Source organism: Xanthomonas sp. WHRI 8393 (genome assembly GCF_040203315.1).
GTDB classification, from domain to species: Bacteria; Pseudomonadota; Gammaproteobacteria; order Xanthomonadales; family Xanthomonadaceae; genus Xanthomonas; species Xanthomonas arboricola.
In genome coordinates this window covers 1,308,894-1,330,774 of sequence record NZ_JBEGGL010000001.1, presented here as the reverse complement: position 1 = coordinate 1,330,774, position 21,881 = coordinate 1,308,894, and the positions used below count along the sequence as shown (strand labels likewise).

Below are 21,881 nucleotides of genomic sequence, written 5' to 3'. Positions count from 1 at the left end.
CCAGGTGCGTGCGCACGTGCGCGGCATCGGTCGCCGACTCAGCCTGCTGGCGCGTCCGCGGGGCGCGGAGGCCTTGCCGATCGTGCTGGATCGGCGGCGCATCTACGTGCTGCCGACGCGCTTCGGGTTGTTCGTCACCGCCTTGCTGCTGGCGATGCTGCTGGGCGCATTGAACTACAACAACAACCCGGCCCTGCTGCTGGCGCTGCTGCTGGCCACCGCCGGGATTGCCAGCAGCATCATGGCGCACCTGCAGTTGTCGGCACTGCGCGTCGAGGCGGTGTCGGCCGAACCGGTGGTTGCCGGCGAACCGTTGCGCATGCGGGTGTCGCTGGCACGTCGCGATAGCCGCGCACGGCGTGGGCTGCGCCTGGATCACCTGGACAGCAGCGGCTTCTGTGCGTTGCTCGAGCACGACATGGCCGAGGTCGACCTGCCGGTGCCCACCGAGCGGCGCGGCTGGCAGGACATCGAACGCATCCGCCTGTCCAGCACCCAGCCGCTGGGGCTGGTGCGCGCCTGGTCGTGGGTCTGGCCGGAGACACCGCTGCTGGCCTATCCCAGGCCCGAGGAACAGGGGCCGGCATTGCCCGAGGGCGCCGGTTCGCCCAACCAGACCCGCCTGCACCCGCAAGGCGAGGAACTGCACCAACTGCGCCCGTATCGCGCCGGCGATGCGCCACGCACGATTTCCTGGAAGCACTCGGCACGCCGCGACAGCCTGCTGGTGCGCGAATACGAGCAGCCGCTGGGCATCGAAGTCACGCTGGACTGGCGCACGCTGAACGCGTTGCCGTACGAGCGCCGCATCGCGCGGCTTGCCCGCTGGGTCAACCTGGCCGAGCGCGACGGGCGGCGCTACCGCTTGCTGTTGCCGGGCCAACCGCCGCTGGGGCCTGCACAAGGTCCGGCCCACCATCACCTGTGTCTGCGCGCCCTGGCCCTGCTTCCCCATGACTGAGCCGTCCGTCCCGATCACCCAGGCCAGCCGCGCCTGGGTGCTGGTCACCAGCTGGCTGGCGCTGGCACCGTTGCTGTTGCAGCTGCCCGGCCCGCTCGCCAGCACCATTGCCGTGGCCGCCGTGCTGGTCGGCGTGCTGAGCTGGCGCGGCACCGTGATGGCACCGGTGCGGCTGTTGCTGGTGGTGGCGATGCTGGGTGCGGTGTACTGGCAGATCGGCATGCGCTTCGGCCGCGACACCGGCTGCGCGGTGCTGGCCGCGATGCTGGCGATCAAGGCCTCCGAGCTGCGCACCTTGCGCGATGCGCGCAGCCTGCTCGGCTTTGCGTTGTTCGCCCCGTTCGCGGCGTTTCTGCTCGACCAGGGGCCGGCGACGATGGGGCTGGCGCTGCTGGCGGTGGTGAGCGCGCTGCTGAGCATGCAGCGGCTGGCCGACGAGGAACACCGCACCGCCACGCCTGCGCTGCGGATGCAGTTGCGCGGCATCGGCAAGCTTGTCGCCATCGGCGTGCCGCTGGCCCTGGCCACGTTCTGGCTGCTGCCGCGCCTGAGCTCGCCGCTGTGGGGCGTTCCCGAGCGCGCGCTGTCGCGGCCCGGCCTGTCGGACAACATGTCGCCGGGCGAATGGATCGACCTGATGGCCGACGACAGCCCGGCGCTGCGCGTGCAGTTCACCGGCAACGCGCCACCACCGCAGCAACGCTACTGGCGCGGGCCGGTGATGTGGGACTTCGATGGCCGGACCTGGCAGCGCGCGCGCTGGACCGGCCGCGGCCAACCCGCCTCGGTCACCGCCGGGCCTCAGCGCTATCGCTATCGCCTGGACTACGAGCCCACCGATCGTCGCCAGCTGGTGTCGTTGGACCTGCCCACGCAGGCGGTGGCCAATGCCGAGCTGTCACCCGACTACGAACTGTTCGCGCAGCGGCCATTGAGTGCGTTGACCCGCTGGGAGCTGCAATCGGCGCCACCGGCACGCTTCGACACCGACCTGCCCGACCAGTTGCGCAAGCGCGCCCTCGCCCTGCCGCCGGGCTTCAATCCACGCACGCTCGCGCTGGCACGGCAATGGCGCGCGGAAGCCGGCAGCAACGACGATGCCGTGGTGCAGCGCGCGCTGCAGTGGATCACCCGCGACTTCGCCTACACCCTGGATACCCCCCTGCTGGGCCGCAACAGCGTCGACGAATTCCTGTTCCAGCAGAAGGCCGGGTTCTGCGAGCACTTCAGCTCTTCGTTCGTGGTGCTGATGCGCGCGGCCGGCATCCCCGCGCGCGTGGTCACCGGGTATGCCGGCGGCACCTACAACGGCTTTGGCAATTACTGGGTGGTGCGGCGCATGGATGCGCATGCCTGGACCGAAGTCTGGCTGGCCGGGCGCGGCTGGGTACGCGTGGACCCCACCGCGGCGGTGGCGCCGGAACGCATCTACGACACGCTGGAAGACCGCGTGCAGGTCGGCGCGGGCGACAATTTCGCCCAGCTCGGCATGTGGGCCAGCCTGGGCCAGGTCAGCGACCTGCTGCGCCGCGGCTGGAACGATCTGGTGCTGTCCTTCGACGCCGACCGCCAGCAACGGCTGCTGCAACCCTTCGGCATCGATCGCCTGGACAGCTCGCAGCTGGCCGCCATCTTCGGCATGTTTGCGGTCAGCGCGCTGGCGTGGATGGGCTGGCTGCTGGCGCGCGGCGAGCGTGAACGCGACCCGCTGCTGCGCGCCTGGCATCGCCTGGGCCGTCGCTACGGCAAGCTCGGCCTGGCCCGCGAACCGCACGAACCGGCCATTGCCTGGGCGCAACGTGTCGCCCGTTCACACCCGAATCCGGCATTGTTGGCACTCAGCCAACGTTTCGCTGCCGCGCGCTACGCTGGCGCTGATTCGGACAGCGCCTCACTCCTCAAAGATCTGCAGCAGCATCGCCCGCGAACCGGAGCTTCCTCATGAGTACCCGCTTTCTTCTTCCCATTGTCGCCGTGCTCGGGCTCGCCGCCTGCGCGACCGCGCCCAAGCCGCTGCAGGGTCAGTTCCCTACGGTCAGTCCGAGCGATTCCACCGCCAGCGCCCAGGTCGGCACGTCGGTGCGCTGGGGCGGCAAGATCATCCAGACCAAGCCCGGGCAGGGCCAGACCTGCTTCGAGCTGATCTCGCGTCCGCTCAATGCCAGTGGCCGTCCGGACCGCAACGCCGTGGACGCCAGCGATGGCCGCTTCCTGGCTTGCCGCTCGGGCTTTTACGACCCGGCCGTGTTCGAGCCCGGCCGCGAAGTGACCTTCATCGGCAAGATCGAAGGCTACGAAACCACCAAGATCGGCGAGTACGACTACAAGCTGCCAAAGGTGAATGCCGACGTGGTCTACCTGTGGCCGGTCGTGCGCGAGGTGGATGTGGTGCCGGCCTACCCGTACGGCCCGTGGGGCGACCCGTGGGGCCCGCGCTGGGGCGGCGGCTGGGGCTGGGGCCGCGGCTGGTGGTAATCGACCGCTGAGTCAGTGACACGCAAAAACGCCGCTCGCAGGGAGCGGCGTTTTTGCTTATGCGATACGGCTGCTCGAACAGGCGCTGATGCGCTCGATCGTGTAACCAGGTCAGGGCGTGCCGAACCGTCCCAGCGGCGCGCCGGCCAGCAGATGCAGATGAATGTGGAACACCGTCTGGCCGGCATGCTCGCGGCAGTTCATCACGATGCGATAGCCGTCCTGCGCCAGCCCCTGCTCGCGTGCATACGACGCTGCAGCGAGTGCGAGCCTGCCCACCAACAGCGCCTGCTCCGGCGGCACATCGTCCAGCGTGGGAATCGCATGCTGCTTGGGAATGAACAGCACATGCACCGGCGCCTGCGGTGCGATGTCCTGAAAGCCCAGCACCTCGTCGTCTTCATAGACGATGTTGGCCGGGATTTCGCGACGAATGATCTTGCCGAAGATGGTGTCGGTCATGGGTGGGGATTGGGGATTGGTCATGAGGGATTGGCAAGAGCTTACCGCGCGCTTGTGATGTTTTGCTTTTGCCAATCCCCAATCCCGCCTCCCCAATCCCCGCCCTCAAAGCACCTCACCCCGGGTGCCAAAGGCATGCGACAAGGTGCCGCGATCGACGTATTCCAGCTCGCCGCCCAACGGCATGCCCTGCGCGAGCCGGCTCGGGCGCACCGCATGCTGGCGGGCAAGCTGCGCCAGGTAATGCGCGGTCGCCTCGCCTTCCACGGTGGCATTGGTGGCGATGATCATCTCGGTGACCTCACCGGTGGCCAGACGCTCGCCGAGCCGGTCCAGGCCCAGCTCGCGCGGGCCGATGCCGTCCAGCGGCGACAGCCGGCCCTGCAGGATGAAGTACAGCCCACGGTAGCCGGTGGCGTGTTCGATCGCCAGGCGATCGGCCGGCGATTCCACCACGCACAGCTGCTGCCGGTCGCGGCTGCTGCTGGCACAGATCGCGCAGATCTCCGCCTCGGTGAAGTCGCGGCATTGCACGCAATGGCCGACCTTTTCCACCGCATTGGCCAGCGCCGCAGCCAGGCGGCGGCCACCCTCGCGCTCGCGTTCGAGCACGTGGTAGGCCATGCGCTGGGCCGATTTCTGGCCCACACCCGGCAATACCCGGAAGGCCTCGATCAGTTGTTCGAGAAGAGAGGACATTGGGTGGCCGGGATTGGGAATTGGAGATTTGGGATTCGCAAATGCAGAAGCGGATCTCGCTTCCAGCCAATCCCCAATCCCGACTCCCGAATCCCCTCGCTCAGAACGGCAACTTCATGCCCGGCGGCAGCTGCATGCCGGCAGTGGCCGAGCCCATGCGGTCCTTGGATTCGGCGTCGATCTTGTTGGAGGCGTCGTTGAAGGCGGCGGCGATCAGGTCCTCGGCCATTTCCTGGTCGGAGAGGATGCTCGGGTCGATGCGGACCTTGCGGCACTCCTTGGCGCCGGTCAGCGTCACGCTGACCATGCCGCCGCCGGCGGTGCCGGTGACTTCCAGCTTGGCCAGTTCTTCCTGGGCGCGCTGCAGGTTTTCCTGCATCTTCTGCGCCTGCTGCATCAATTGGGCAATGTTCCCACGCATGTGTCGTTACTCGTCGTAAGGGCGGATGGAATCGGGGACGACGCGCGCGCCTTGCTGCTGAATCAGCTGCTGCACGTTCGGGTCGTTCATGAACGCTGTTTCGGCCGCGCTCTGGCGCTCGCCTTTCTGGCGACTGGCCCGCTCGTGCAGGGTCTCGACATCGGCGTTGCCGGTCTCGATGACGATGCGCGGCGTATTTCCCAACTCGGGCGCGAGTGCCTGCGCAAGGTTGGCGATGGAACGCTCGGAATTGAGGTATTCGAAGCCCGGTGCCAGCGCCAGGCGCAGCACGCCGTCACGATGGCCGATGAAGGCGGCATTGGCGGCGAGCTGTCGCGAGGGGCCATTCAAGCCGCTGCGGGTGACCAGATCCAGCCATTGCTCGGCGTCGGCGATATGGCCGTTGTCGAGCAGGGGCGATGGATCGGTTGTCTGTGCCGGTGCCGGTGCCGATACGGAGGGTGCGGCAACCGATGGCATCGACATCATCGCCGCTGCAGGTGCAGGTACCTCAGCCGCTACGGCAACTGCCACCGCAGCTTCGGGCGCGACCGCAGCCGGCTGCGTCGCAGCGGCTGCTGCGGGTGGCGCCATTGCCGCTTCCGGCGCCAGCACGGGCGTCGCCGCAGCGACGGGGGCAGTGTTGGCGCGCACCGGCGCATCGTCCATTGCCCAGGGCGGCGTGTCGTCGCTGCGCGTGGGAGCTGTCGATGGGCGGCTATCGGTCGATGCCTGCGCAGCGGGCAGCACCACGACAGGCGCGGGCGCAGCAGCGACCGGCGCCGGCGCGGCGACCGCAGCCACGGCAGCAGGCGCGGCCTCCAGGTCGGCCGGTTTCGCCACCGCTGCGGGTGCTGGTGCGGCTGCCACCGGCGCGGCGGCCTGCACGCCAGTTGCCGAAGAACGCGCATGACCGCCGGCGCTGGCACCACGTCCATCGTCGCTGCCCCCAGCCGGTACTGCCGCCGCTGGGCGGAAGGCCAGCATGCGCAGCACCGCCATCTCGAAACCGGCGCGCGGACTCGGCGCCAGATACAGATCGCGACGGCCGTTGAGCGCCATCTGGTACCACAGCTGCACCACTTCCGGCCGCAGCTGCGCGGCATAGGCAGTCGGGTCGATGCCATCGCCGACGAATGCCACCGACGGCACCAACTGCTGCACCTGGATGCGGTGCAAGGCCTCGGCCAGCGCCTCCAGCACGCCGCTCCAGTCGGGCGAGAACTCGGCCAGCGCGGCGACCACCTGCATCAGGCGCGCGCCATCGCCGTCGGCCAGCGACTGCAGCATCGCGCCGACCTGGGTGCGATCGACCGTGCCGAGCATGGTGCGCACCACGTCCTCGCGCAGCGCGCCGCCGGCATAGGCAATGGCCTGGTCGAGCAGCGACAGACCGTCGCGCAGCGAGCCGTCGGCGGCCTTGGACAGCTGCACGATCGCCGATGGATCCGATTCGATCTGCTCGGCGGCCAGGATCCGGGTCATCTGGCCCTGGATCTGGTCTTCGTCCAGCCGCTTGAGATTGAACTGCAGGCAGCGCGACAGCACGGTCACCGGCAGCTTCTGCGGGTCGGTGGTGGCCAGCAGGAACTTCACATGCTCGGGCGGCTCTTCCAGCGTCTTCAGCAGCGCATTGAACGCCGCCTTGGAGAGCATGTGCACTTCGTCGATCAGATAGACCTTGAACTTGCCGCGCGAGGGCATGTACTGGGCGTTCTCGATCACCTCGCGCACATCGTCCACGCCGGTGTTGGACGCGGCGTCGATTTCCAGCAGGTCGATATAGCGGCCGGCGTCGATATCCAGGCAGGCCGGGCACTGGCCGCACGGATCGGCACTGGTGCCGGTCTCGCAGTTCAGCGATTTGGCGAAAATGCGCGCAATCGTGGTCTTGCCCACGCCGCGGGTGCCGGTAAACAGGAATGCGTGGTGCACACGCCCACTGTCGAGCGCGTTACTGAGCGCGCGAACCACGTGTTCCTGGCCTACGAGTTCGGCAAAACGCTTCGGGCGCCACTTGCGGGCGAGAACAAGATAAGACATCGGGCAACCAGCTTCCTCTGAACCGATATTGTGCCATGGCGCGTCAAGTGGTTCGTTCAGCGGCCGTGGTACCCAGGCGTTGCCACCCACCGGAGGACTGCCGGCAGCGTCGGCGGCCGGCCAGGCACCTGCGCTGACGCCGTCATGCCGGACCGGCAGATCCTTTACCTTGTTAATGGCGCCCGTGGCGGCTAGAATCCCGCTCCTGCCGACGACCCGGTCGCACGGCAGGTACGGAGAGGTGTCCGAGTGGTTGAAGGAGCACGCCTGGAAAGTGTGTAAGCGTCTAAACCGCGCTTCGGGGGTTCGAATCCCCCTCTCTCCGCCAGTTTCATGATCCTGCAATGCGTTTGCATGGATCCAGGGTCACGCCAGTGACCCACGTCTTATGGTGGCCCCGTCGGTCCCTCGCGACGCTAGATCGAAAATCCCGCCAGGGCCGGAAGGCAGCAACGGTATCGATTGATGCGGGCGCCGAGGTCAACCGGCGGGGACACCACCCCAACCCAGACTGATGGCGCATCGACAGATGCCGCACGCATTCGGCGCGTAAATGCTGACGGTGTGCAGCCGCCACTGCGACGCGGCACTTCGCGGCCATGCTCAAGGCTGGCCAGTGATTTGCACCGGCTGCAGCGATGGCTCGGAAATACGCGCAGCGTCGGGCGCTTTCCAGCGCGGTCAACCGGCGGGACACCAACTGATCTCTTGATGTTCCCGCAGCACATGACCCCCGAGCGCGTTACTGCGTCTGCGATTCCGGATGCAGCCAGCCGGCATCGCCTTCCAGGTAATGCTCGTGCTTCCAGATCGGCACGCGCGCCTTGACCTCGTCGATGATGAAGCGGCAGGCATCGAATGCGGCGCCGCGGTGCGCCGCGCTGACGCCGACCCATACCGCCATGTCGCCGATGCTCAGCTCGCCCACGCGGTGCACGCAGTAGGCGTTGACGATGGCAAACCGACCCATTGCCTCGTCGAGCACGCGCTGGCCTTCGGCCTGCGCCAGTGCGGCGTAGGCCTCATAGCGCAGCCCGGCCACGCTGCGGCCCTCATTGTGGTTGCGTACCCAGCCTTCGAAACTGGCGAATGCGCCGGCATGCGGGTGTTCCAGCGCAGCGCGCAAGCTGTCGACCGGCAAAGGCACCTCGGAAAGCGCAAAGAGGGCGGAAGTCTGCTCGCTCATGCTCAACCTCCCGACACCGGCGGAATAAACACGATTTCACTGCCATCGCGCACGCCGTCTTCCCAGCGCGCAAACGCGCCATCCACTGCCACGCGCAGCTGCGCCGGTGTCCAGCGCAGGCCATGGCGCGTATCGAGTTCGGCATAGAGCGTGCGCAGGTCCTGCGCCTGCGATTGCACCTGCTCGCTGGCAATGCCTGCTGCCTCACGCAGGCTGGCGAAATACAGCACCGTCACTGTCGTGCTCATTGGCTTGCTCCGATATCGCGCTTGCCACCACGTTTGGACACCAACCTGGTCGGGCCGATGCTCATGCTGTGCGACAACGCCTTGCACATGTCGTAGACCGTCAGGGCCGCCACGCTGGCGCCGGTAAGCGCTTCCATTTCCACACCGGTGCGATGCACGCAGCGCACCGTGCAACGGATGTCCAGCAGCTGCTCGCCCGCCCAGTCGATCTCGAACCGACACGCGTCGATCGGCAACGGATGGCAGAAGGGAATCAACTCGTGCGTGCGTTTGACCGCCATGGTGCCGGCGATCACCGCGGTTTCCACGATGCCGCCCTTGGCGCTGCGCAAGCCGTTGGCGCGCAACTGCGCGGCGACGGCGGCCGGAAAACGCACCCGGCTTTGCGCGGTGGCGCTGCGCGCGGTGACCGCCTTGTCCGAGACATCCACCATCGTGGGCAGCCCGGAATCGTCCAGGTGGGTCAGGCGTGCGGAACGGGATTTTGCAGGCATGGGAAACGACACGATGACAGGCGCTCAGGATGCGACATTCTCGGTGAACGGGGCGCCTGGATGGAACAGCAGTGCCTTACCCGCCGATCAGGAACATCTCCACCGGCTTGCCACGGCGCGGTGTCGATGCGCGCACCTCGCTGTAGCGGTCGCCACGTATGCTCCAGCGCGCACGCAGATGCTCGGACAATCCATGCTCGCCCTCGGCCAGGGCCGGCTTGAGGTCATGGCCCTGGCTGGCGAACAGGCAGGTGTACAACTGCCCGTCGGCCGACACGCGTGCGCGCTGGCAGTCGCCGCAGAACGGCACGCTGACCGAACTGACAAAACCCACCTCGCCGGCGCCATCGGCAAATGCATGCCGCTGCGCCACTTCGCCGGTGTAATTGGCATCCAGCGGCAGCAATGGCCAGCGCGCGTGGATGCGCGCGTGCAGTTGCGCCGAAGTCACCACCGCATCGGCGGTCCAGCCATTGCAACTGCCCACATCCATGAACTCGATGAAGCGCAGCACATGGCCGCTGCCACGGAAGTGCTCCACCAGGGGCAGCACCTGATCTTCGTTGACGCCGCGCTGCACCACGCAGTTGATCTTCAGGCGCTGGAAGCCGGCCTGCTCGGCGGCGGCGATACCGGCCAGCACCTGCGCGATCTCGCCACGGTTGCCACTCATGCGCCTGAACAGCTCCGGATCCAGCGCGTCCATGCTCACCGTGATCCGGCGCAGCCCGGCCTGGCGCAGCGCCACCGCCTGACGCGCGAGCAGGGTGCCGTTGGTGGTCAGCGCCAGATCCTCGATGCCCTCGATCGTGGTCAGGCGCGCAATCAGGCTGGGCAGATCGCGACGCAACAGCGGCTCGCCACCGGTCAGGCGCACCTTGGTGACGCCGACCGAGACGAAGGCACGCACCAGCGTTTCCAGCTGATCGAAACTCAGGCGCTGCTGCGCATCGAATCCGTAATCGTCGGGCACGCGATCGGCCGGCATGCAGTAACCGCAGCGGAAATTGCAGGCCTCGATGACCGACAGGCGCAGGTCGCGCAGCGGCCGGCCATAGCGGTCCTGCATCGGCGCGGCGGTCAGGTTCGGCAACAGCAGGGCGCTCATCAGGGCACCATGGCGGCAGTCGGCTCCGCCAGCGGCAGATGTTGACCAGGCACGGCCACGCGATGGCCGCGTGCGCGGAGCACGTCGCCGTCGGCGTCGCTGGCGTAGTGGTACAGCAGCATGCGGCTCAACAGGTCCTGCGGGTACTCCCGCTCCAAATCGTCCACCCCAGTATGCGACGGGTTGCCGTGAACGCCGCAGTCATGCGCGATGAGCTCGCTGTCATCGGCATAACGGGCCAGCATTTCCGGGATCGGCCGGGTGTCGCCACTCCAGACCAGCGCCCCCTTCAGCCGCAGCCCGTAGGCGGTCTCCGGCCAGTGGTGGCGCGCCGGGAACACTTCCAGCCGCACCCCGTCGTGCCAGAACGCGTCGCCGACCGGCACCAGCTGGAAGGCATCCCAGAAGTTCGCGCCGCCCTCGGCCAGCACGTTGGGGTAGTCGGCGATCCGCCGCTGCAGCAACGGCACCACCGGCGCCGGCACGTACAGGCGCGTGCGGCCGCGGCGTTGGGAGAAATAGCTGTCCACGAACAGCCGTTCCAGCCCGCCGACGTGGTCCAGGTGCACATGGGTGATGAAGACCGCCTGCGGCAGATGACCGTACTGTGCCTGGTAGGTAGTCAGCCCTTCGCTGCCGCAATCGATGGTCAGCCACGGCGCGCCGGCGCGCTCGATGGTGGCCATCGGCGAACCGAGCGCCACCGCCGACGCATTGCCGACCCCTTGCACCCGCAATGCCCAGTTCATCAGTAGCCCCGGCCCCAGGCCAGTTCGTACGCGCGATGCAGGCGCTCGTAATCCTTGTCGACCTCTTCGCGGCTGCGGTTGCCGCGCAATTTCAGCAGCGAGCGATGCAGGCGCTTGAGATTGCGTTCGCGCCAACGCGTGGCCGGAATGCGCAACACGCCGCGGTCGAAATCGATCAACCAGCCATGCCCGCCGGCATCGAACAGGATGTTGTGCGCGTTGAGATCGGCATGATCCAGGCCGGCGCGATGAAAGCGCGCGATCAGCCGCCCGGTTTCTTCCCACGGCGCACCGCGCCCGGCGACCTGCGCATGATCGGCGAGCGAGCGCACGTTCTCCAGGCGCTCCATCAACAATGCAGCGCGATAACTCAGCCCCTCGCGCAGATAACAGGCCGCCAACGGGCGCGGCACCGGCAACTTGCGCTTGAGCAGTTCGCGCATCAGCCGGAACTCGGCAAAGCTGCGCGTGCGCCCGGCGCCCTTCCACAGATAGTGATCGCGGCTCACGCGCGCGGCCATGCCGCCGCGCAGGTACTGCCGCAACACGCTGTGACCGAACGGCGCATCCACGAACCACGCCCCACCCCGTCCGCCTTCGTCGACCGGCCGTGCCCTGTCACCCCAGCGTTGCGGCGAAAACAGCCCGGCATCGGCTTGCCGCAGCCGTTCGCGGTCGAACAGAATGGCGCCATAGCCGCGGCCTTCGCGGTACGGCGCCAGCGCTTCAGTGGCGTCGAAAGAAACCATCTATCGAGTCTAACAACACCATGGCTTCTACGCCCGCCTCGTTATGCCTGCTGCGCCTGTCCGCCCTGGGTGACGTCACCCACGTGGTGCCGCTGGTGCGCACCTTGCAGGCGGGGTTTCCGGCAAGCCAGCTGCACTGGATCATCGACAAGGCCGGGCTGAAATTGCTCGACGGCCTGCCTGGCGTGCAGTTCCATGCCTACGACAAGCGCACCGGCGTGGCCGGCATGCGCGCGCTCCGCCGCTCGCTGGCGCCATTGGGTCGCTTCGATGCGCTGCTGCAGATGCAGGTGGCCTTGCGCGCCAATGTGCTGTCGGCCTTCGTGCCGGCGCGGCGGCGGATCGGCTATGACCGCAGCCGTTCCAAGGACCTGCACGGCCTGTTCGTCAACGAGCGCATCGCCGACCGCCCCGGCATCCACGTGCTCGACGCCATCGGCAGCTTCGCGCAGCCACTCGGCCTGACCCAGACCCAGGTGCGCTGGGACTTGCCGGTTCCCGACGAGGCGCATCGCTGGGCACGCGCGCAATGGGACGACGATGGCCGCCCGGTGCTGATGATTTCGCCGTGCTCCAGCCACGCACGCCGCAACTGGTATCCCGACCGCCATGCCGCGCTGGCCGACCACGCTGCAGCGCAAGGCTGGCGGGTCGTGCTGTGCGGTGGCCGTAGCGAGCTGGAACGCAGCACCGCCGATGCCATCGTCGCAGCCGCGCGCACGCCGTTGCTGGACCTGGTCGGCAAGGACACGCTCAAACAACTCCCCGCCCTGCTCGCCCGCGCAGAGCTGGTGGTCACCCCCGATTCCGGGCCGATGCACATCGCCAACGCGATGGGCACCAAGGTGCTCGGCCTGCATGCGGCCAGCAACCCGCTGCGCAGCGGCCCGTACTCGGACGTGCGCTACTGCGTGGACCGTTATGACGCAGCCGCCCGCAAATACCTGAGCAAGCCGGCCGACCAGCTGAAATGGGGCACCAAGATCGAGTTCGACCAGGTGATGGCGCTGATCACCGTGGACGATGCGATCGCCGCATTCGAGCGTTATCGCAGCGATCATCCGCGCTGAGAATCGGCGTCGGATCGGCACTCGAACAGGCGTTCAATCGCTGCGCAGCTGCGCGCTGCGCCGCGGTGCAGACGCCCAGGACAGCCAGGAAACAAGAGCCAAACACCGCCGGCTCACGTGCGCGGCAGCCAATCACCGCGGTGCCGGCCGACTCGAAGTGTGGCGGCGCACCAGAAAGCGCCGCGCACCCACCGACCACCACGTGAGTCGGTTACGCAGACCTGCAATCAGCGGCTCTCAGACACCGCTAGCGCGGTAGTCCTGGTACGACTTCTCTTCCACGTACGACGAACCCAGCGCCAGGTTGATCTCTTTCTTGATGCGCGCGCGTTCGTCGTTTTCGATATAGACGCTGCGCGCCAGCTGCACGAAGCTGTCGTCGAAGGTCTGCGCCTGCTCCTTGAGCCGGATGTCGTCCTCGATCACCCACAGCCGCTCGTTGACGGCCTTGAGCGCCGCACGCAGACGCACGATGTCGTGACCGGCGGCCGGATGCGCCATCCAGCTGGTCTCCAGCGCGGACAGCTCGCTGCGCACGTTGGCCAGCTTGACGGGGTCGCTCATGCGCTCGGACTTGATCTGCAGGATCGCGATCTTGTCGAGCAGCTCACCAAAGGACACGGGCACCAGGATCTCGGACATGACAGGCCTCCAACGGATATCGGGCGGATTGTAGCCAGCGCAGCAGCGCGCGGCGGCGACACATAAACAAAAGCCCCCTTGCGGGGGCTGATGCGAATCTGGCGGAGAGGGGGGGATTCGAACCCCCGAGGCGCTATAAACGCCTGCCTGATTTCGAGTCAGGTACATTCAACCGCTCTGCCACCTCTCCAGATGGTCCCCAGTGTCCCGGGGCCGTGCATCATACGGGCACCGGCGCCCAGCTACAAGCGGCCCGGGCCGGCATCGCCGGCACGATCGAAGGTCCGGGCGTGAACCCGCCCTGCGGCACCGGCGATCGGCGTGTTGCTGCGGGCCGGCCGCGCCGCGATGATGGTCACGCACCTCCTTCCTTGGCGACCCGCCCCCATGCTCGAATTCGGACACCTTACCCATGTCGGCCTGCGCCGTGACCTCAACGAGGACACGTACTACGGCGACAGCGAGCTGGGGCTGTGGCTGGTGGCCGATGGCATGGGTGGGCATGCCTGCGGCGAGGTGGCCAGCGCCCTGGCGCGCGAAACCATCGTGCGCGAGGTGCGCGCCGGCACCCCGCTGGCCCAGGCGGTACGCATCGCCGACGAAGAGATCATCAAGACCTCGCGTCGCTGCAACGACACCTTGCCGATGGGCACCACTGTCGTCGCTGCGCGCGTGCTGGGCCAGCGCTTCGAAGTGGCCTGGGTCGGCGACAGCCGCGCATATCTGTGGCGCGACGGCCGGCTGGCGCAACTGAGCCAGGACCATAGCTATGTGCAGGAACTGATCGCCCAGGGCACGCTGACCAGCGAGCAGGCACGCGCGCATCCGCATCGCAACGTGGTGACCCAGGCGCTGGGCGTCACCGATCCGGTCCACCTCAATGTCGCCACCATGCAGGGCGAACTCAAATCCGGCATGCAGCTGCTGCTGTGCAGCGACGGCCTTACCGAAGAAGTCGATGATGCCGCGATCGCCGCGACTCTGTCGCAGGCCGATTGCAGCGCGCAGGAATGTGTCGAATGCCTGGTCGCCGCCGCACTCGATGGCGGCGGCTCGGACAACATCACTGCGATCCTGGTGCGCAGCTACTGAAAGCGGCCAACAAGACCTAGCGAGCGCCCGGCTGGCGGTGTGAGCGCAAGGGTGTTGTTGGCCCGCATCTGGTTGAAGGCAGACAAGCGCCTGGTCGGTCAAGGGTGCGTTGTCCTCACCGCCTGCGAATCACGCCGTCAATCTAGCCCTGAAGACTCGCTGGCAGCATCCAGGCCGCCCAGGGGCCCGGAACCGGCAAGAGCGCTGCACCAGAGCAGGAGTCGGCTACCTGGTTGAACACCATGCACACCGACAATCTCGACGGGTCCTTGCCCGCCCACCGTCGCGGGACCTTACGCGGCATGGATGCCGCGTAAGCGCCTACATGGACGTATTTGCGGCGTGTCCCGCGATGGTGGGCGGGCAAGGGCCCTGCACCCAGGCCGCAGATCACCGGCCTGCAGCCAAGAGCAAGTTCATCGCTCCGCAATAGACCGGATTGAAGTAGCTGTTAGCCGCGCAAAGCACGGGCATCGAACCCGCACGGCAGCCATCATGTGCGCACTATTCGCGCCCAGAACCGCCAGGCCTCAGCGGCGCACTGCACTCCCACCACATCGCCACGCCGCGCGACAGCCGGACACCCCTTGCCGACAGCCGCACTACCCGGCAGCAGCCACCTCTTCAACCGGCGCATCCCACAGCGCGCGCCCGGCCTTCTTGCGCAGGTACGCCAGGCGCGCCTCATGCGCCTGCGACTCCGACGCGGTCACCACCACCCGCGCGCGCGGCAACAGCAGCGCCGGATCGAAGGTGATCATGCCCTCGCCATGCTCGCTGCGCTGGCCAGTATCGGCGCTGGCAAAGCCGATCTCTTCCTGGCCCGAGGTCAGCGCGATGTACACATCGGCCAGGATCTGCGCATCGAGCAAGGCGCCATGCAACTGGCGATGCGAGTTGTCCACGCCCAGGCGCTTGCACAAGGCATCCAGCGAGTTGCGCTGCCCTGGATAGCGCTCGCGCGCCATCATCAGGGTATCCACCACGGTGGCGCGCTCGACGATACGGCCGTAGTTGTCGCCCAGCAGCGACAGCTCGTTGTCCAGGAAGCCCAGATCGAACGCGGCGTTGTGGATGATCAGCTCCGCGCCGTCGATGTAGGCCAGGAACTCCTCGACCACATCGGCAAACAGCGGCTTGTCGGCCAGGAACTCCAGCGTCAACCCGGTCACTTCCTGCGCACCCGGCTCGAAATCGCAATCGGGCTTCAGGTAGCGATGGAAGTTGTTGCCGCTCGGGCGCCGCTCCAGCAGCTCCACCGCACCGATTTCGACGACGCGGTTGCCCTTGCGCCATTCCAGGCCGGTGGTTTCGGTATCGAGAATGATCTGACGCATGAATCCTCTTGCTGATTGCTTACGCGGTTGCGCTGCCGCCGCGCTGGGCGATGGCCTGATTGCGGGCGAGTACGTCGACGCGCTCGTTGTCCGGGTCACCATTGTGGCCTTTCACCCAGCGCCAATCGATGCTGTGGCGTTGCGTGGCTGCATGCAGGCGCTCCCACAGTTCACGGTTCTTGACCGGGTCGCCGCCGGCGGTTTTCCAACCGCGGCGCACCCAGCCGGACATCCACTCGGTGATGCCCTGGCGCACGTATTGCGAGTCGGTATGCAGCACGATCTGGCATGGCTCGGTGAGCGTTTCCAGCGCCATGATTGCCGCCATCAACTCCATGCGGTTGTTGGTGGATGTGGCTTCGCCGCCGGACAATTCCTTCTCGCGGCCGTTGTAACGCAACAGGGCCGCCCAACCGCCCGGCCCGGGATTGCCGAGGCAGGAGCCGTCGGTATGCACTTCAATGGATTTCATCAGCTTCTGGTATTTGGAAAGTGGTCGGTCGTCAGATCGTGGCTACAGGCTGCGGCCAGCGCGAGGGCATCGCGATCGGGGTCGGCCCGATCGAAGCGGCGGCGCGCTTTTCCACTTCGAGCAGATACACCGCGCGCCAGGGTGCGCGATCGGTGCCGGTAACGCCACGCCCGGCGCGCCAGATCGGCCCCAGGTAGCGCTCGGTCTCCACGCATTGCAGCCCCGCACGCTGCGCCAGCAGCCGCCAGCGATCCGGCCGCAGCGCCACCGGACCGCGCCGCGCCCAGCGAAAGCGGTACGGGCTCAGCGGATTGAGCGTGAACAGCCATAGCCGCCCGCCCGGCATCAGCAACCGCTCGCATTCGGCCAGGAATTCCGCCGCGCCGCCCACCACCGCATGCTGCACCACGATGGCCTGCAGGCTTTCGGTCGGCAACGGAAACGGCATGGCGCAACGCGCATCGCCCGCAAAGCGGCCAGCGCTGCGAGTCAGCCGCAGCCCGCGCCCCTGCAGCAGCTCGCGCGGCGGCAGCTCGGGCGTCGGCGTCAGCCACAACCAGGGCTGCGAGGGACGCGTTTGCAACGCCGCAAGCGCCAATTTGCGCTCCAGCAGGAGCAGGCTGCGCCCTGCACCTGTTTCAAACCAGGATGAGACGCCAGCTTGACGGGAGAATGGCGTGGCAGGCATGGTCCCAATTCTATGCGACTGACCGCCCTGCCCGCATTCGACGACAACTACATCTGGGCGCTGGTCGCCAGCGATGGCCGCGCAGTCATCGTCGATCCGGGCCAAGCCGAGCCGGTGTTCGCCGCCGCAGAGCGCGAAGGCTTCAGCCCCAGCGCCGTCCTGCTGACCCACCACCATGCCGACCACATTGGCGGCGTGGCAGCGCTGCAGCAGCGTTGGCCGGACCTTGCGCTGTACGGTCCGGCCGACCAACGCATCCCGGCAGACGCCCACCGGGTGGGCCAGGGTGATCGCTTGAGCCTGCTTGGAAACAGCTTCGATGTGCTGGAAGTGCCCGGCCATACCCGCAGCCATATCGCCTTCGTCACTGACCGCCATCTGTTCAGCGGTGATACCCTGTTCAGCCTAGGCTGTGGGCGGATGTTCGAAGGTACCGCTCCTCAGATGTTCGACGCGCTACAGCGCCTGGCCTCCCTGCCTGGCGAAACGCTCGTGTGTTGCGGCCATGAATACACCCTGGCCAATGCGGCTTTTGCGCTGCACGTCGATCCCACCAACGCTGCCTTGCAGCGCCGTCAACAGGAAGCCCAGGCCATGCGTCATGCAGCCCGTCCTACCCTGCCGATTTCGCTCAAGAGTGAACTGGCCACCAATCCGTTCTTACGCATCAGCAGTCCCGAAATCCGCGCTGCCGTGGCATCTCGCGCAGGTGGGGCAATCTCCTCTGAAGTTGACGTTTTCGCCGAACTTCGGCGCTGGAAAGACGAATTTCGCGCATGAGGCGCCTGCTTCTGGCAGTGCTGACCGCATCGGCGGTCATCGCACCCGCAGCCGCATCGTCCAACGACGCAAGCCGCTCCAAACCCGCAGAGAGCTCGATCGCCCAGACCGCCACGCCCCAGGTGCGCAACGGTCGGGAGATCTTTTCGTCGTTTCTGGACGGTCGCGCCGATCCTGGCTGCGACAGCGAACATAGCGATACCCGCTGGGAACAACATTTTTCGCGCGCGCCGGCCCGTCTGGCAGACGACGCACAGGATGTCTTGCCGCTGTTCGGCTACGTGGTCGATGAATTGCGCGAAGCCGACATGCCGACCGAATTTGCGCTGATTCCGTTCGTCGAGAGCGGTTATCGCCCGGGCGCCCGCAACGGCAGTGGCCCCGCCGGCCTCTGGCAGTTCATCGCCACCACTGCGCGCAATCACCATGTGCCGGTTGGCGCGCAATACGACGGACGCCTCTCGGCAGTGGACTCCACCACGGCGGCGGTGCGTTATCTCAAGACGCTGTATGGCATGTTCGGCGGCGATTGGCGCCTGGCGCTGATGGCCTACAACGCGGGCGAGTATCGCGTGCTGCAGGCCATGCGCACGGCCGGCATGAACGCGCAGAACGCTCGCCCGTCCGAATTGCCCGGCATGTCCAAGGTCACCTACGAGTACGTGGAAAAGCTGCACGCGCTCGCCTGTGTGCTGGACCATGCGCAGCAGCAGGGCAATCTGCTGACCTCGCTCGACCGCCCGGTACCGGTACTCACCGAACATGCATTGCCGGCCGGCACCAGTCTCAACGCCTTTGCCGGACAACGCGACATCGAGCCGCAGCTGCTGGCCCGGCTGAATCCGGCGCTGGCCAGCGCGCGCGCCGCACCGCGGGGCGTGCATGTGCTCGCCCCGATCGCCCCTGCGCAGCCAGGTGCGACAGGTGCCGCGGTCGCATCTGCCGACACGGGCAGCACTGCGGACAACAGCGCTGCCGCTCCCACGGTCGTTGCCGCCGCGACGACGGATGCCTCCAGGCCACAGGCGCGCACCACGCATACGGTCCGCAACGGCGAATCCGCCTGGGCCATCGCACGCCGCTATGGCGTGACAGTCACGACACTGCTGACCAGCAATGGCCTGGACAAGCGTGCCGTGCTGAAGCCCGGCATGGTGTTGTCGTTCGAAGACACACCCTGACCTAAGCCGCCTGCGTCCTGCGCCGTTCCGGCGCCGCTGACACTGCAGCGGCATGCTTCTCGTCGACCTTGCACGGGGAAGTTGAGCGCCGCGCTGCGCAGGCGTAGGTCGGATGCGAAGAGAGAGCCTGACACTTACCTTTTGCGTGCGCTGCTAGCGACGCCGTATGGAATCGGACACGGGTGGAATCGGAAACGGGCGTACTCGCAGCCGATTGGCCCGCTATCGTTGCAAGCCGACCGACATCGCAGTTGATGAGCGCGCCCGCAGCGCCTGCCGCCAACCGCCATGTAGCCACCCGTAGGCGCACCAAACGCGCAACCCGACGCTGGCTTTTCTGGCCTGGCAGATTGGCTCGGCAGATCAGCACGTTGAATGACGCACGTCTTCGCAACCGCACGCCTGCAATCCTGACGCGCGAAATCCGCAACCCCGGCAGACCTATCCCAAACGGATGGCAATGCGCACGACGCCAGATCAGTTGCGGCGGGCCATCGCAGTGCCTGGTCCACGCAACCACAGACTCGCCGCAGCGCCAGCGGCGGGATACTCCACACGAACGCTGGCACCTGCCCACGACGGCATCGGCCAAAGAAAAAGCCCGGTTCCCCGGGCTCTTTCTCCACCAGTCGAACAGCAGCGGTTACAGCTGCGCCTCTTCGATCTGGATCTTGTAGCGCTTGCGCATTTCCTTGACGTACGCCTGCGCCGCATTGTTGCCGTCGATCTGGCTCAGCTGCTCGCGCAGCATGGTCTCCTGCTCGGCCGGCATCTGCTTCAGGTCGCCCGGGGTCGCCTTGCTGATGACAAACACCGCAAAGCGCCCGCCATCCAGCTCCACCTTGCCCACCGACGGCTTGCCGTCGGTCGGACGCGGCGCGCTGAAGATGGCGCGGTTTGCCGCCGGCGTCGGAATCGGCGCGGTGCGCGGCAAGCCCGGGATCGGCTGCACCTGCAACTTCTCGCTGGCGGCCAGCGCCTGCAGGGTCTCGCCTTTCTGCACACGTGCCAGCAACGCGTCGGCAGCCGCTGCGGCGGCCTTCTCGGTGCGGTCCGCGCGGACGGCGGCCATCACCTTCTCGCGCACCTTGTCCAACGGCAGGGCCGCCTCGGCGGTGTGGTTGGTCACACGCAACACCACGCTGTGGTTCGGACCGATGGTGATCGGATCGCTCACCGTGCCGTCCTGCACCAGCGTTTCGGAGAATGCCGAACGCAGCACCGCCGGATTGGCCGCAATACCGCTCGCATCGGCGCGCGAGAACGGACCCAGTGTCTGCACCGGCAGACCGACCTGCTTGGCTGCCGGCTCCAGCGCGGTGGGATTCTTGTAGACCTGATCCACCAGCCTGCCGCTCACATCCGTAAATGCCTTGTCGGCATCGGCCTTGAGCTGCTCGGCGGCGAGCTGATCGCGCACCTGCTCGAACGACTTGCCCTGGCCGCCCTTGACCTCGCGCAGCTGGATCACGTGGTAACCGAACTCGCTCTTGATCGGGCCGACCACCTCGCCAGCCTTCATCGAGAACAAGGCATCTTCAAACGGCTTGACCATCGTGCCCTTCTCGACCCAGCCAAGATCGCCACCAGCGCCCTTGGAACCAGGGTCTTGCGAATTGGCTTTGGCCAACGCGGCAAAATCGGCGCCGGGCTGCTTGGCTTCCGCAGCCAGCTTGGCCGCTTTCTCCTCGGCGGCTTTCTGCGCGGCAGGATCGCTACCGGCGGTGATCAGGATGTGCGACGCCAGACGCTGGTCCGGCTCGACAAAACGCGCCTTCTCTTCGTCGTAGCGCTTGCGCAGCGTCGCCTCGTCAGCGGCGGTTGCCGGCGGCAACTTGGCGGCATCGAGTTCGACATACTCGATCGTCACCGTCTCCGGCTGACGGAAATCCTGGGTATGCCCGTCGTACCACTGCTTGATCTGTGCATCGCTGACCGGCGCCGTATCGGCGGCCGGTGGCGGCAGCATGGCCAGCTGCACGTCACGCGTTTCGCCCATCAGCTTGAGCAAGCGCTCGAACTCGGCCTTGGTCGCAAAGCCCGACTCGGCAATCGCCTGCGGAATCACCGACTGCTGCAGGCTGTCGCGCACCAACGCATCGAACTGCGCCGGCGTGCGCGGTGGCGTGCCCTGCGCAAGTGCAGCGCGGTACTGGTCGGGGCTGAATTTGCCGTCGACCTGGAATGCCTGAATGCCGGCGATGTAATCGCGCACCGTCGCATCGCCGATCACGATGCCGGCATCTTCGGCCCCCAGACGCACCACTTGCTCGTCGACCAACTGGTCGAGCACCTGCAATTTGTTTTCGCGGGATTCGAACGTGCGCGGATCGAAATTCTCGCCCTGGCGCTGCCGCTCCTGCATGCGCGCCTGCTCGAAGCGGGCGCGGAAATCCTGCGTACTGATTTCATGGTGCTGCCACAGCAGCGAAACCGGCCACCACGACGGCGCCGATTTCCACCATGTCGGCGGTGCCTGCACCTTGGCCACATTATTGGCGCCAATGCCGCCGAGGTAGCTGTTGTCGATGACGAACAGGAACGGAATCATCAGCAACCCCAGGATGGCGGTAGCGATCCAGCCTGACGTCTTGTCGCGAAGTTTCTGCAGCATTGGCAAATCACGGCCTGTGGGCGAGCCGCGCAGTGTAACGCGCCTGACGCCGGGCACCCAGCCCAATCCCGCACCGCACCGGATCCGACATGGCTTTCGGCGCGCAATTGCCGCCATAGCGGCCAAAAAAAAGCCCCCGGCACGGAGCCGAGGGCTTTGTATAACTGGCGGAGCGGACGGGACTCGAACCCGCGACCTCCGGCGTGACAGGCCAGCATTCTAACCAGCTGAACTACCGCTCCGCTTTAAACTTGGACTGCTGCTTCTCCACCATTTCCGCAATGCGAATCCGGTGGAGAAAACGAAGCCCCCAATCGCTCAGGGGCTTCGGTATAACTGGCGGAGCGGACGGGACTCGAACCCGCGACCTCCGGCGTGACAGGCCAGCATTCTAACCAGCTGAACTACCG

The 21,881-nt window shown here is 66.7% G+C and carries 22 protein-coding genes, 3 tRNA genes and 1 other RNA gene; 9 read left to right on the top strand and 17 right to left on the bottom strand.

Annotated elements, in window-relative coordinates:
* Positions 1 to 4 precede the first annotated feature (4 nt).
* Genes ABQ137_RS05820 through ABQ137_RS05810 form a run of 3 tightly spaced genes read left to right on the top strand, consistent with a single transcriptional unit; the run spans position 5 to position 3,436 of the window.
* A complete protein-coding gene (locus ABQ137_RS05820) occupies positions 5 to 961 on the top strand; it encodes a DUF58 domain-containing protein (RefSeq protein ID WP_039515942.1) in 957 nt (318 codons plus the stop codon).
* Positions 954 to 2,906, top strand: a complete 1,953-nt coding sequence (locus ABQ137_RS05815) for a transglutaminase TgpA family protein (protein WP_349781459.1) — start codon at positions 954 to 956, stop codon at positions 2,904 to 2,906. Before ABQ137_RS05820 ends, ABQ137_RS05815 begins: the two co-directional genes overlap by 8 nt.
* Positions 2,903 to 3,436 carry a Slp family lipoprotein gene (locus tag ABQ137_RS05810; protein ID WP_024938444.1) on the top strand — a complete coding sequence of 178 codons (534 nt, stop codon included), beginning with the start codon at positions 2,903 to 2,905 and terminating at the stop codon, positions 3,434 to 3,436. Before ABQ137_RS05815 ends, ABQ137_RS05810 begins: the two co-directional genes overlap by 4 nt.
* Before the next feature lie 111 nt (positions 3,437 to 3,547).
* On the opposite strand, the gene ABQ137_RS05805 is transcribed toward ABQ137_RS05810, so the two are convergent.
* The 4 genes from ABQ137_RS05805 to dnaX all read right to left on the bottom strand — a co-directional run bounded on the left by ABQ137_RS05805 (position 3,548) and on the right by dnaX (position 7,061).
* Entirely contained in the window at positions 3,548 to 3,898 is a 351-nt protein-coding gene (locus tag ABQ137_RS05805; protein WP_016902528.1) for a histidine triad nucleotide-binding protein, read from the bottom strand.
* A 105-nt stretch (positions 3,899 to 4,003) separates the two neighbouring features.
* Positions 4,004 to 4,597, bottom strand: a complete 594-nt coding sequence (gene recR / locus ABQ137_RS05800; RefSeq protein WP_016902529.1) for a recombination mediator RecR — start codon at positions 4,595 to 4,597, stop codon at positions 4,004 to 4,006.
* Between the two features lie 100 nt (positions 4,598 to 4,697).
* Positions 4,698 to 5,018 carry a YbaB/EbfC family nucleoid-associated protein gene (locus ABQ137_RS05795; protein ID WP_005913896.1) on the bottom strand — a complete coding sequence of 107 codons (321 nt, stop codon included), beginning with the start codon at positions 5,016 to 5,018 and terminating at the stop codon, positions 4,698 to 4,700.
* 6 nt (positions 5,019 to 5,024) lie between these two features.
* Complete coding sequence (gene dnaX / locus ABQ137_RS05790; protein ID WP_184379690.1) at positions 5,025 to 7,061, bottom strand: DNA polymerase III subunit gamma/tau; 2,037 nt, start codon at positions 7,059 to 7,061, stop codon at positions 5,025 to 5,027.
* A 235-nt stretch (positions 7,062 to 7,296) separates the two neighbouring features.
* Between dnaX and ABQ137_RS05785 the strand changes: the two genes are divergently transcribed.
* Positions 7,297 to 7,389: transfer RNA gene (locus ABQ137_RS05785), tRNA-Ser, on the top strand.
* A 69-nt stretch (positions 7,390 to 7,458) separates the two neighbouring features.
* Positions 7,459 to 7,555, top strand: an RNA gene (gene ffs, locus ABQ137_RS05780) — signal recognition particle sRNA small type.
* Between the two features lie 248 nt (positions 7,556 to 7,803).
* Here the strand turns inward: ffs and ABQ137_RS05775 are convergent.
* The 6 genes from ABQ137_RS05775 to ABQ137_RS05750 all read right to left on the bottom strand — a co-directional run bounded on the left by ABQ137_RS05775 (position 7,804) and on the right by ABQ137_RS05750 (position 11,595).
* On the bottom strand, positions 7,804 to 8,253 hold the full coding sequence (locus ABQ137_RS05775) for a molybdenum cofactor biosynthesis protein MoaE (protein WP_184379688.1): 450 nt from the start codon (positions 8,251 to 8,253) through the stop codon (positions 7,804 to 7,806).
* On the bottom strand, positions 8,250 to 8,495 hold the full coding sequence (locus tag ABQ137_RS05770) for a MoaD/ThiS family protein (RefSeq protein ID WP_184379686.1): 246 nt from the start codon (positions 8,493 to 8,495) through the stop codon (positions 8,250 to 8,252). The genes ABQ137_RS05775 and ABQ137_RS05770 overlap by 4 nt, the downstream gene beginning before the upstream one ends.
* A complete protein-coding gene (moaC, locus tag ABQ137_RS05765) occupies positions 8,492 to 8,989 on the bottom strand; it encodes a cyclic pyranopterin monophosphate synthase MoaC (protein ID WP_024938436.1) in 498 nt (165 codons plus the stop codon). The genes ABQ137_RS05770 and moaC overlap by 4 nt, the downstream gene beginning before the upstream one ends.
* 76 nt (positions 8,990 to 9,065) lie before the next feature.
* Positions 9,066 to 10,097, bottom strand: a complete 1,032-nt coding sequence (moaA, locus tag ABQ137_RS05760; RefSeq protein ID WP_024938435.1) for a GTP 3',8-cyclase MoaA — start codon at positions 10,095 to 10,097, stop codon at positions 9,066 to 9,068.
* On the bottom strand, positions 10,097 to 10,846 hold the full coding sequence (locus ABQ137_RS05755; RefSeq protein ID WP_349781454.1) for an MBL fold metallo-hydrolase: 750 nt from the start codon (positions 10,844 to 10,846) through the stop codon (positions 10,097 to 10,099). The genes moaA and ABQ137_RS05755 overlap by 1 nt, the downstream gene beginning before the upstream one ends.
* On the bottom strand, positions 10,846 to 11,595 hold the full coding sequence (locus ABQ137_RS05750; protein WP_024938433.1) for a 3-deoxy-D-manno-octulosonic acid kinase: 750 nt from the start codon (positions 11,593 to 11,595) through the stop codon (positions 10,846 to 10,848). Before ABQ137_RS05750 ends, ABQ137_RS05755 begins: the two co-directional genes overlap by 1 nt.
* 20 nt (positions 11,596 to 11,615) lie before the next feature.
* On the opposite strand from ABQ137_RS05750, the gene ABQ137_RS05745 reads away from it, so the two are divergent.
* Entirely contained in the window at positions 11,616 to 12,665 is a 1,050-nt protein-coding gene (locus ABQ137_RS05745) for a glycosyltransferase family 9 protein (protein WP_349781451.1), read from the top strand.
* A gap of 237 nt (positions 12,666 to 12,902) precedes the next feature.
* Here the strand turns inward: ABQ137_RS05745 and ABQ137_RS05740 are convergent, their stop codons facing one another.
* Both ABQ137_RS05740 and ABQ137_RS05735 read right to left on the bottom strand, forming a co-directional pair.
* Positions 12,903 to 13,307 (bottom strand): DUF6165 family protein, encoded by a 405-nt coding sequence (locus tag ABQ137_RS05740; protein WP_039530440.1) that lies wholly within the window; start codon positions 13,305 to 13,307, stop codon positions 12,903 to 12,905.
* 99 nt (positions 13,308 to 13,406) lie between these two features.
* A tRNA-Ser gene (locus tag ABQ137_RS05735) sits at positions 13,407 to 13,497 on the bottom strand.
* A 197-nt stretch (positions 13,498 to 13,694) separates the two neighbouring features.
* On the opposite strand from ABQ137_RS05735, the gene ABQ137_RS05730 reads away from it, so the two are divergent.
* Positions 13,695 to 14,399 carry a PP2C family protein-serine/threonine phosphatase gene (locus tag ABQ137_RS05730; protein ID WP_024938430.1) on the top strand — a complete coding sequence of 235 codons (705 nt, stop codon included), beginning with the start codon at positions 13,695 to 13,697 and terminating at the stop codon, positions 14,397 to 14,399.
* Between the two features lie 602 nt (positions 14,400 to 15,001).
* On the opposite strand, the gene dnaQ is transcribed toward ABQ137_RS05730, so the two are convergent.
* The 3 genes from dnaQ to ABQ137_RS05715 are packed head-to-tail and all read right to left on the bottom strand — an operon-like array spanning position 15,002 to position 16,896.
* A complete protein-coding gene (gene dnaQ / locus ABQ137_RS05725) occupies positions 15,002 to 15,736 on the bottom strand; it encodes a DNA polymerase III subunit epsilon (RefSeq protein WP_024938429.1) in 735 nt (244 codons plus the stop codon).
* Between the two features lie 19 nt (positions 15,737 to 15,755).
* Positions 15,756 to 16,208 carry a ribonuclease HI gene (gene rnhA, locus ABQ137_RS05720; RefSeq protein ID WP_024938428.1) on the bottom strand — a complete coding sequence of 151 codons (453 nt, stop codon included), beginning with the start codon at positions 16,206 to 16,208 and terminating at the stop codon, positions 15,756 to 15,758.
* A 31-nt stretch (positions 16,209 to 16,239) separates the two neighbouring features.
* The gene (locus ABQ137_RS05715; protein ID WP_184516356.1) at positions 16,240 to 16,896 is read right to left on the bottom strand and encodes a hypothetical protein; all 657 of its coding nucleotides are present in this window, start codon (positions 16,894 to 16,896) and stop codon (positions 16,240 to 16,242) included.
* 12 nt (positions 16,897 to 16,908) lie between these two features.
* On the opposite strand from ABQ137_RS05715, the gene gloB reads away from it, so the two are divergent.
* Positions 16,909 to 17,676 (top strand): hydroxyacylglutathione hydrolase, encoded by a 768-nt coding sequence (gloB, locus tag ABQ137_RS05710; protein WP_184516353.1) that lies wholly within the window; start codon positions 16,909 to 16,911, stop codon positions 17,674 to 17,676.
* Positions 17,673 to 18,857 carry a lytic transglycosylase domain-containing protein gene (locus ABQ137_RS05705; RefSeq protein ID WP_046341927.1) on the top strand — a complete coding sequence of 395 codons (1,185 nt, stop codon included), beginning with the start codon at positions 17,673 to 17,675 and terminating at the stop codon, positions 18,855 to 18,857. Before gloB ends, ABQ137_RS05705 begins: the two co-directional genes overlap by 4 nt.
* 643 nt (positions 18,858 to 19,500) lie before the next feature.
* Here the strand turns inward: ABQ137_RS05705 and ABQ137_RS05700 are convergent.
* Together ABQ137_RS05700 and ABQ137_RS05695 are read right to left on the bottom strand one after the other, a co-directional pair.
* Positions 19,501 to 21,471: a peptidyl-prolyl cis-trans isomerase gene (locus ABQ137_RS05700; RefSeq protein WP_349781447.1), complete on the bottom strand. Its 1,971-nt coding sequence runs from the start codon at positions 21,469 to 21,471 to the stop codon at positions 19,501 to 19,503.
* 165 nt (positions 21,472 to 21,636) lie between these two features.
* A tRNA-Asp gene (locus ABQ137_RS05695) sits at positions 21,637 to 21,713 on the bottom strand.
* Positions 21,714 to 21,881 lie beyond the last annotated feature (168 nt).

Coding starts and splice junctions, on each gene's coding strand:
- ABQ137_RS05805 (WP_016902528.1), bottom strand. CDS start 3,898: ATGACCGACACCATCTTCGGCAAGATCATTCGTCGCGAAATCCCGGCC.
- dnaQ (WP_024938429.1), bottom strand. CDS start 15,736: ATGCGTCAGATCATTCTCGATACCGAAACCACCGGCCTGGAATGGCGC.
- ABQ137_RS05705 (WP_046341927.1), top strand. CDS start 17,673: ATGAGGCGCCTGCTTCTGGCAGTGCTGACCGCATCGGCGGTCATCGCA.
- ABQ137_RS05815 (WP_349781459.1), top strand. CDS start 954: ATGACTGAGCCGTCCGTCCCGATCACCCAGGCCAGCCGCGCCTGGGTG.
- gloB (WP_184516353.1), top strand. CDS start 16,909: ATGCGACTGACCGCCCTGCCCGCATTCGACGACAACTACATCTGGGCG.
- moaC (WP_024938436.1), bottom strand. CDS start 8,989: ATGCCTGCAAAATCCCGTTCCGCACGCCTGACCCACCTGGACGATTCC.
- ABQ137_RS05730 (WP_024938430.1), top strand. CDS start 13,695: ATGCTCGAATTCGGACACCTTACCCATGTCGGCCTGCGCCGTGACCTC.
- recR (WP_016902529.1), bottom strand. CDS start 4,597: ATGTCCTCTCTTCTCGAACAACTGATCGAGGCCTTCCGGGTATTGCCG.
- ABQ137_RS05770 (WP_184379686.1), bottom strand. CDS start 8,495: ATGAGCACGACAGTGACGGTGCTGTATTTCGCCAGCCTGCGTGAGGCA.
- rnhA (WP_024938428.1), bottom strand. CDS start 16,208: ATGAAATCCATTGAAGTGCATACCGACGGCTCCTGCCTCGGCAATCCC.
- ABQ137_RS05810 (WP_024938444.1), top strand. CDS start 2,903: ATGAGTACCCGCTTTCTTCTTCCCATTGTCGCCGTGCTCGGGCTCGCC.
- ABQ137_RS05715 (WP_184516356.1), bottom strand. CDS start 16,896: ATGCCTGCCACGCCATTCTCCCGTCAAGCTGGCGTCTCATCCTGGTTT.
- ABQ137_RS05700 (WP_349781447.1), bottom strand. CDS start 21,471: ATGCTGCAGAAACTTCGCGACAAGACGTCAGGCTGGATCGCTACCGCC.
- ABQ137_RS05745 (WP_349781451.1), top strand. CDS start 11,616: ATGGCTTCTACGCCCGCCTCGTTATGCCTGCTGCGCCTGTCCGCCCTG.
- dnaX (WP_184379690.1), bottom strand. CDS start 7,061: ATGTCTTATCTTGTTCTCGCCCGCAAGTGGCGCCCGAAGCGTTTTGCC.
- ABQ137_RS05755 (WP_349781454.1), bottom strand. CDS start 10,846: ATGAACTGGGCATTGCGGGTGCAAGGGGTCGGCAATGCGTCGGCGGTG.
- ABQ137_RS05795 (WP_005913896.1), bottom strand. CDS start 5,018: ATGCGTGGGAACATTGCCCAATTGATGCAGCAGGCGCAGAAGATGCAG.
- moaA (WP_024938435.1), bottom strand. CDS start 10,097: ATGAGCGCCCTGCTGTTGCCGAACCTGACCGCCGCGCCGATGCAGGAC.
- ABQ137_RS05740 (WP_039530440.1), bottom strand. CDS start 13,307: ATGTCCGAGATCCTGGTGCCCGTGTCCTTTGGTGAGCTGCTCGACAAG.
- ABQ137_RS05750 (WP_024938433.1), bottom strand. CDS start 11,595: ATGGTTTCTTTCGACGCCACTGAAGCGCTGGCGCCGTACCGCGAAGGC.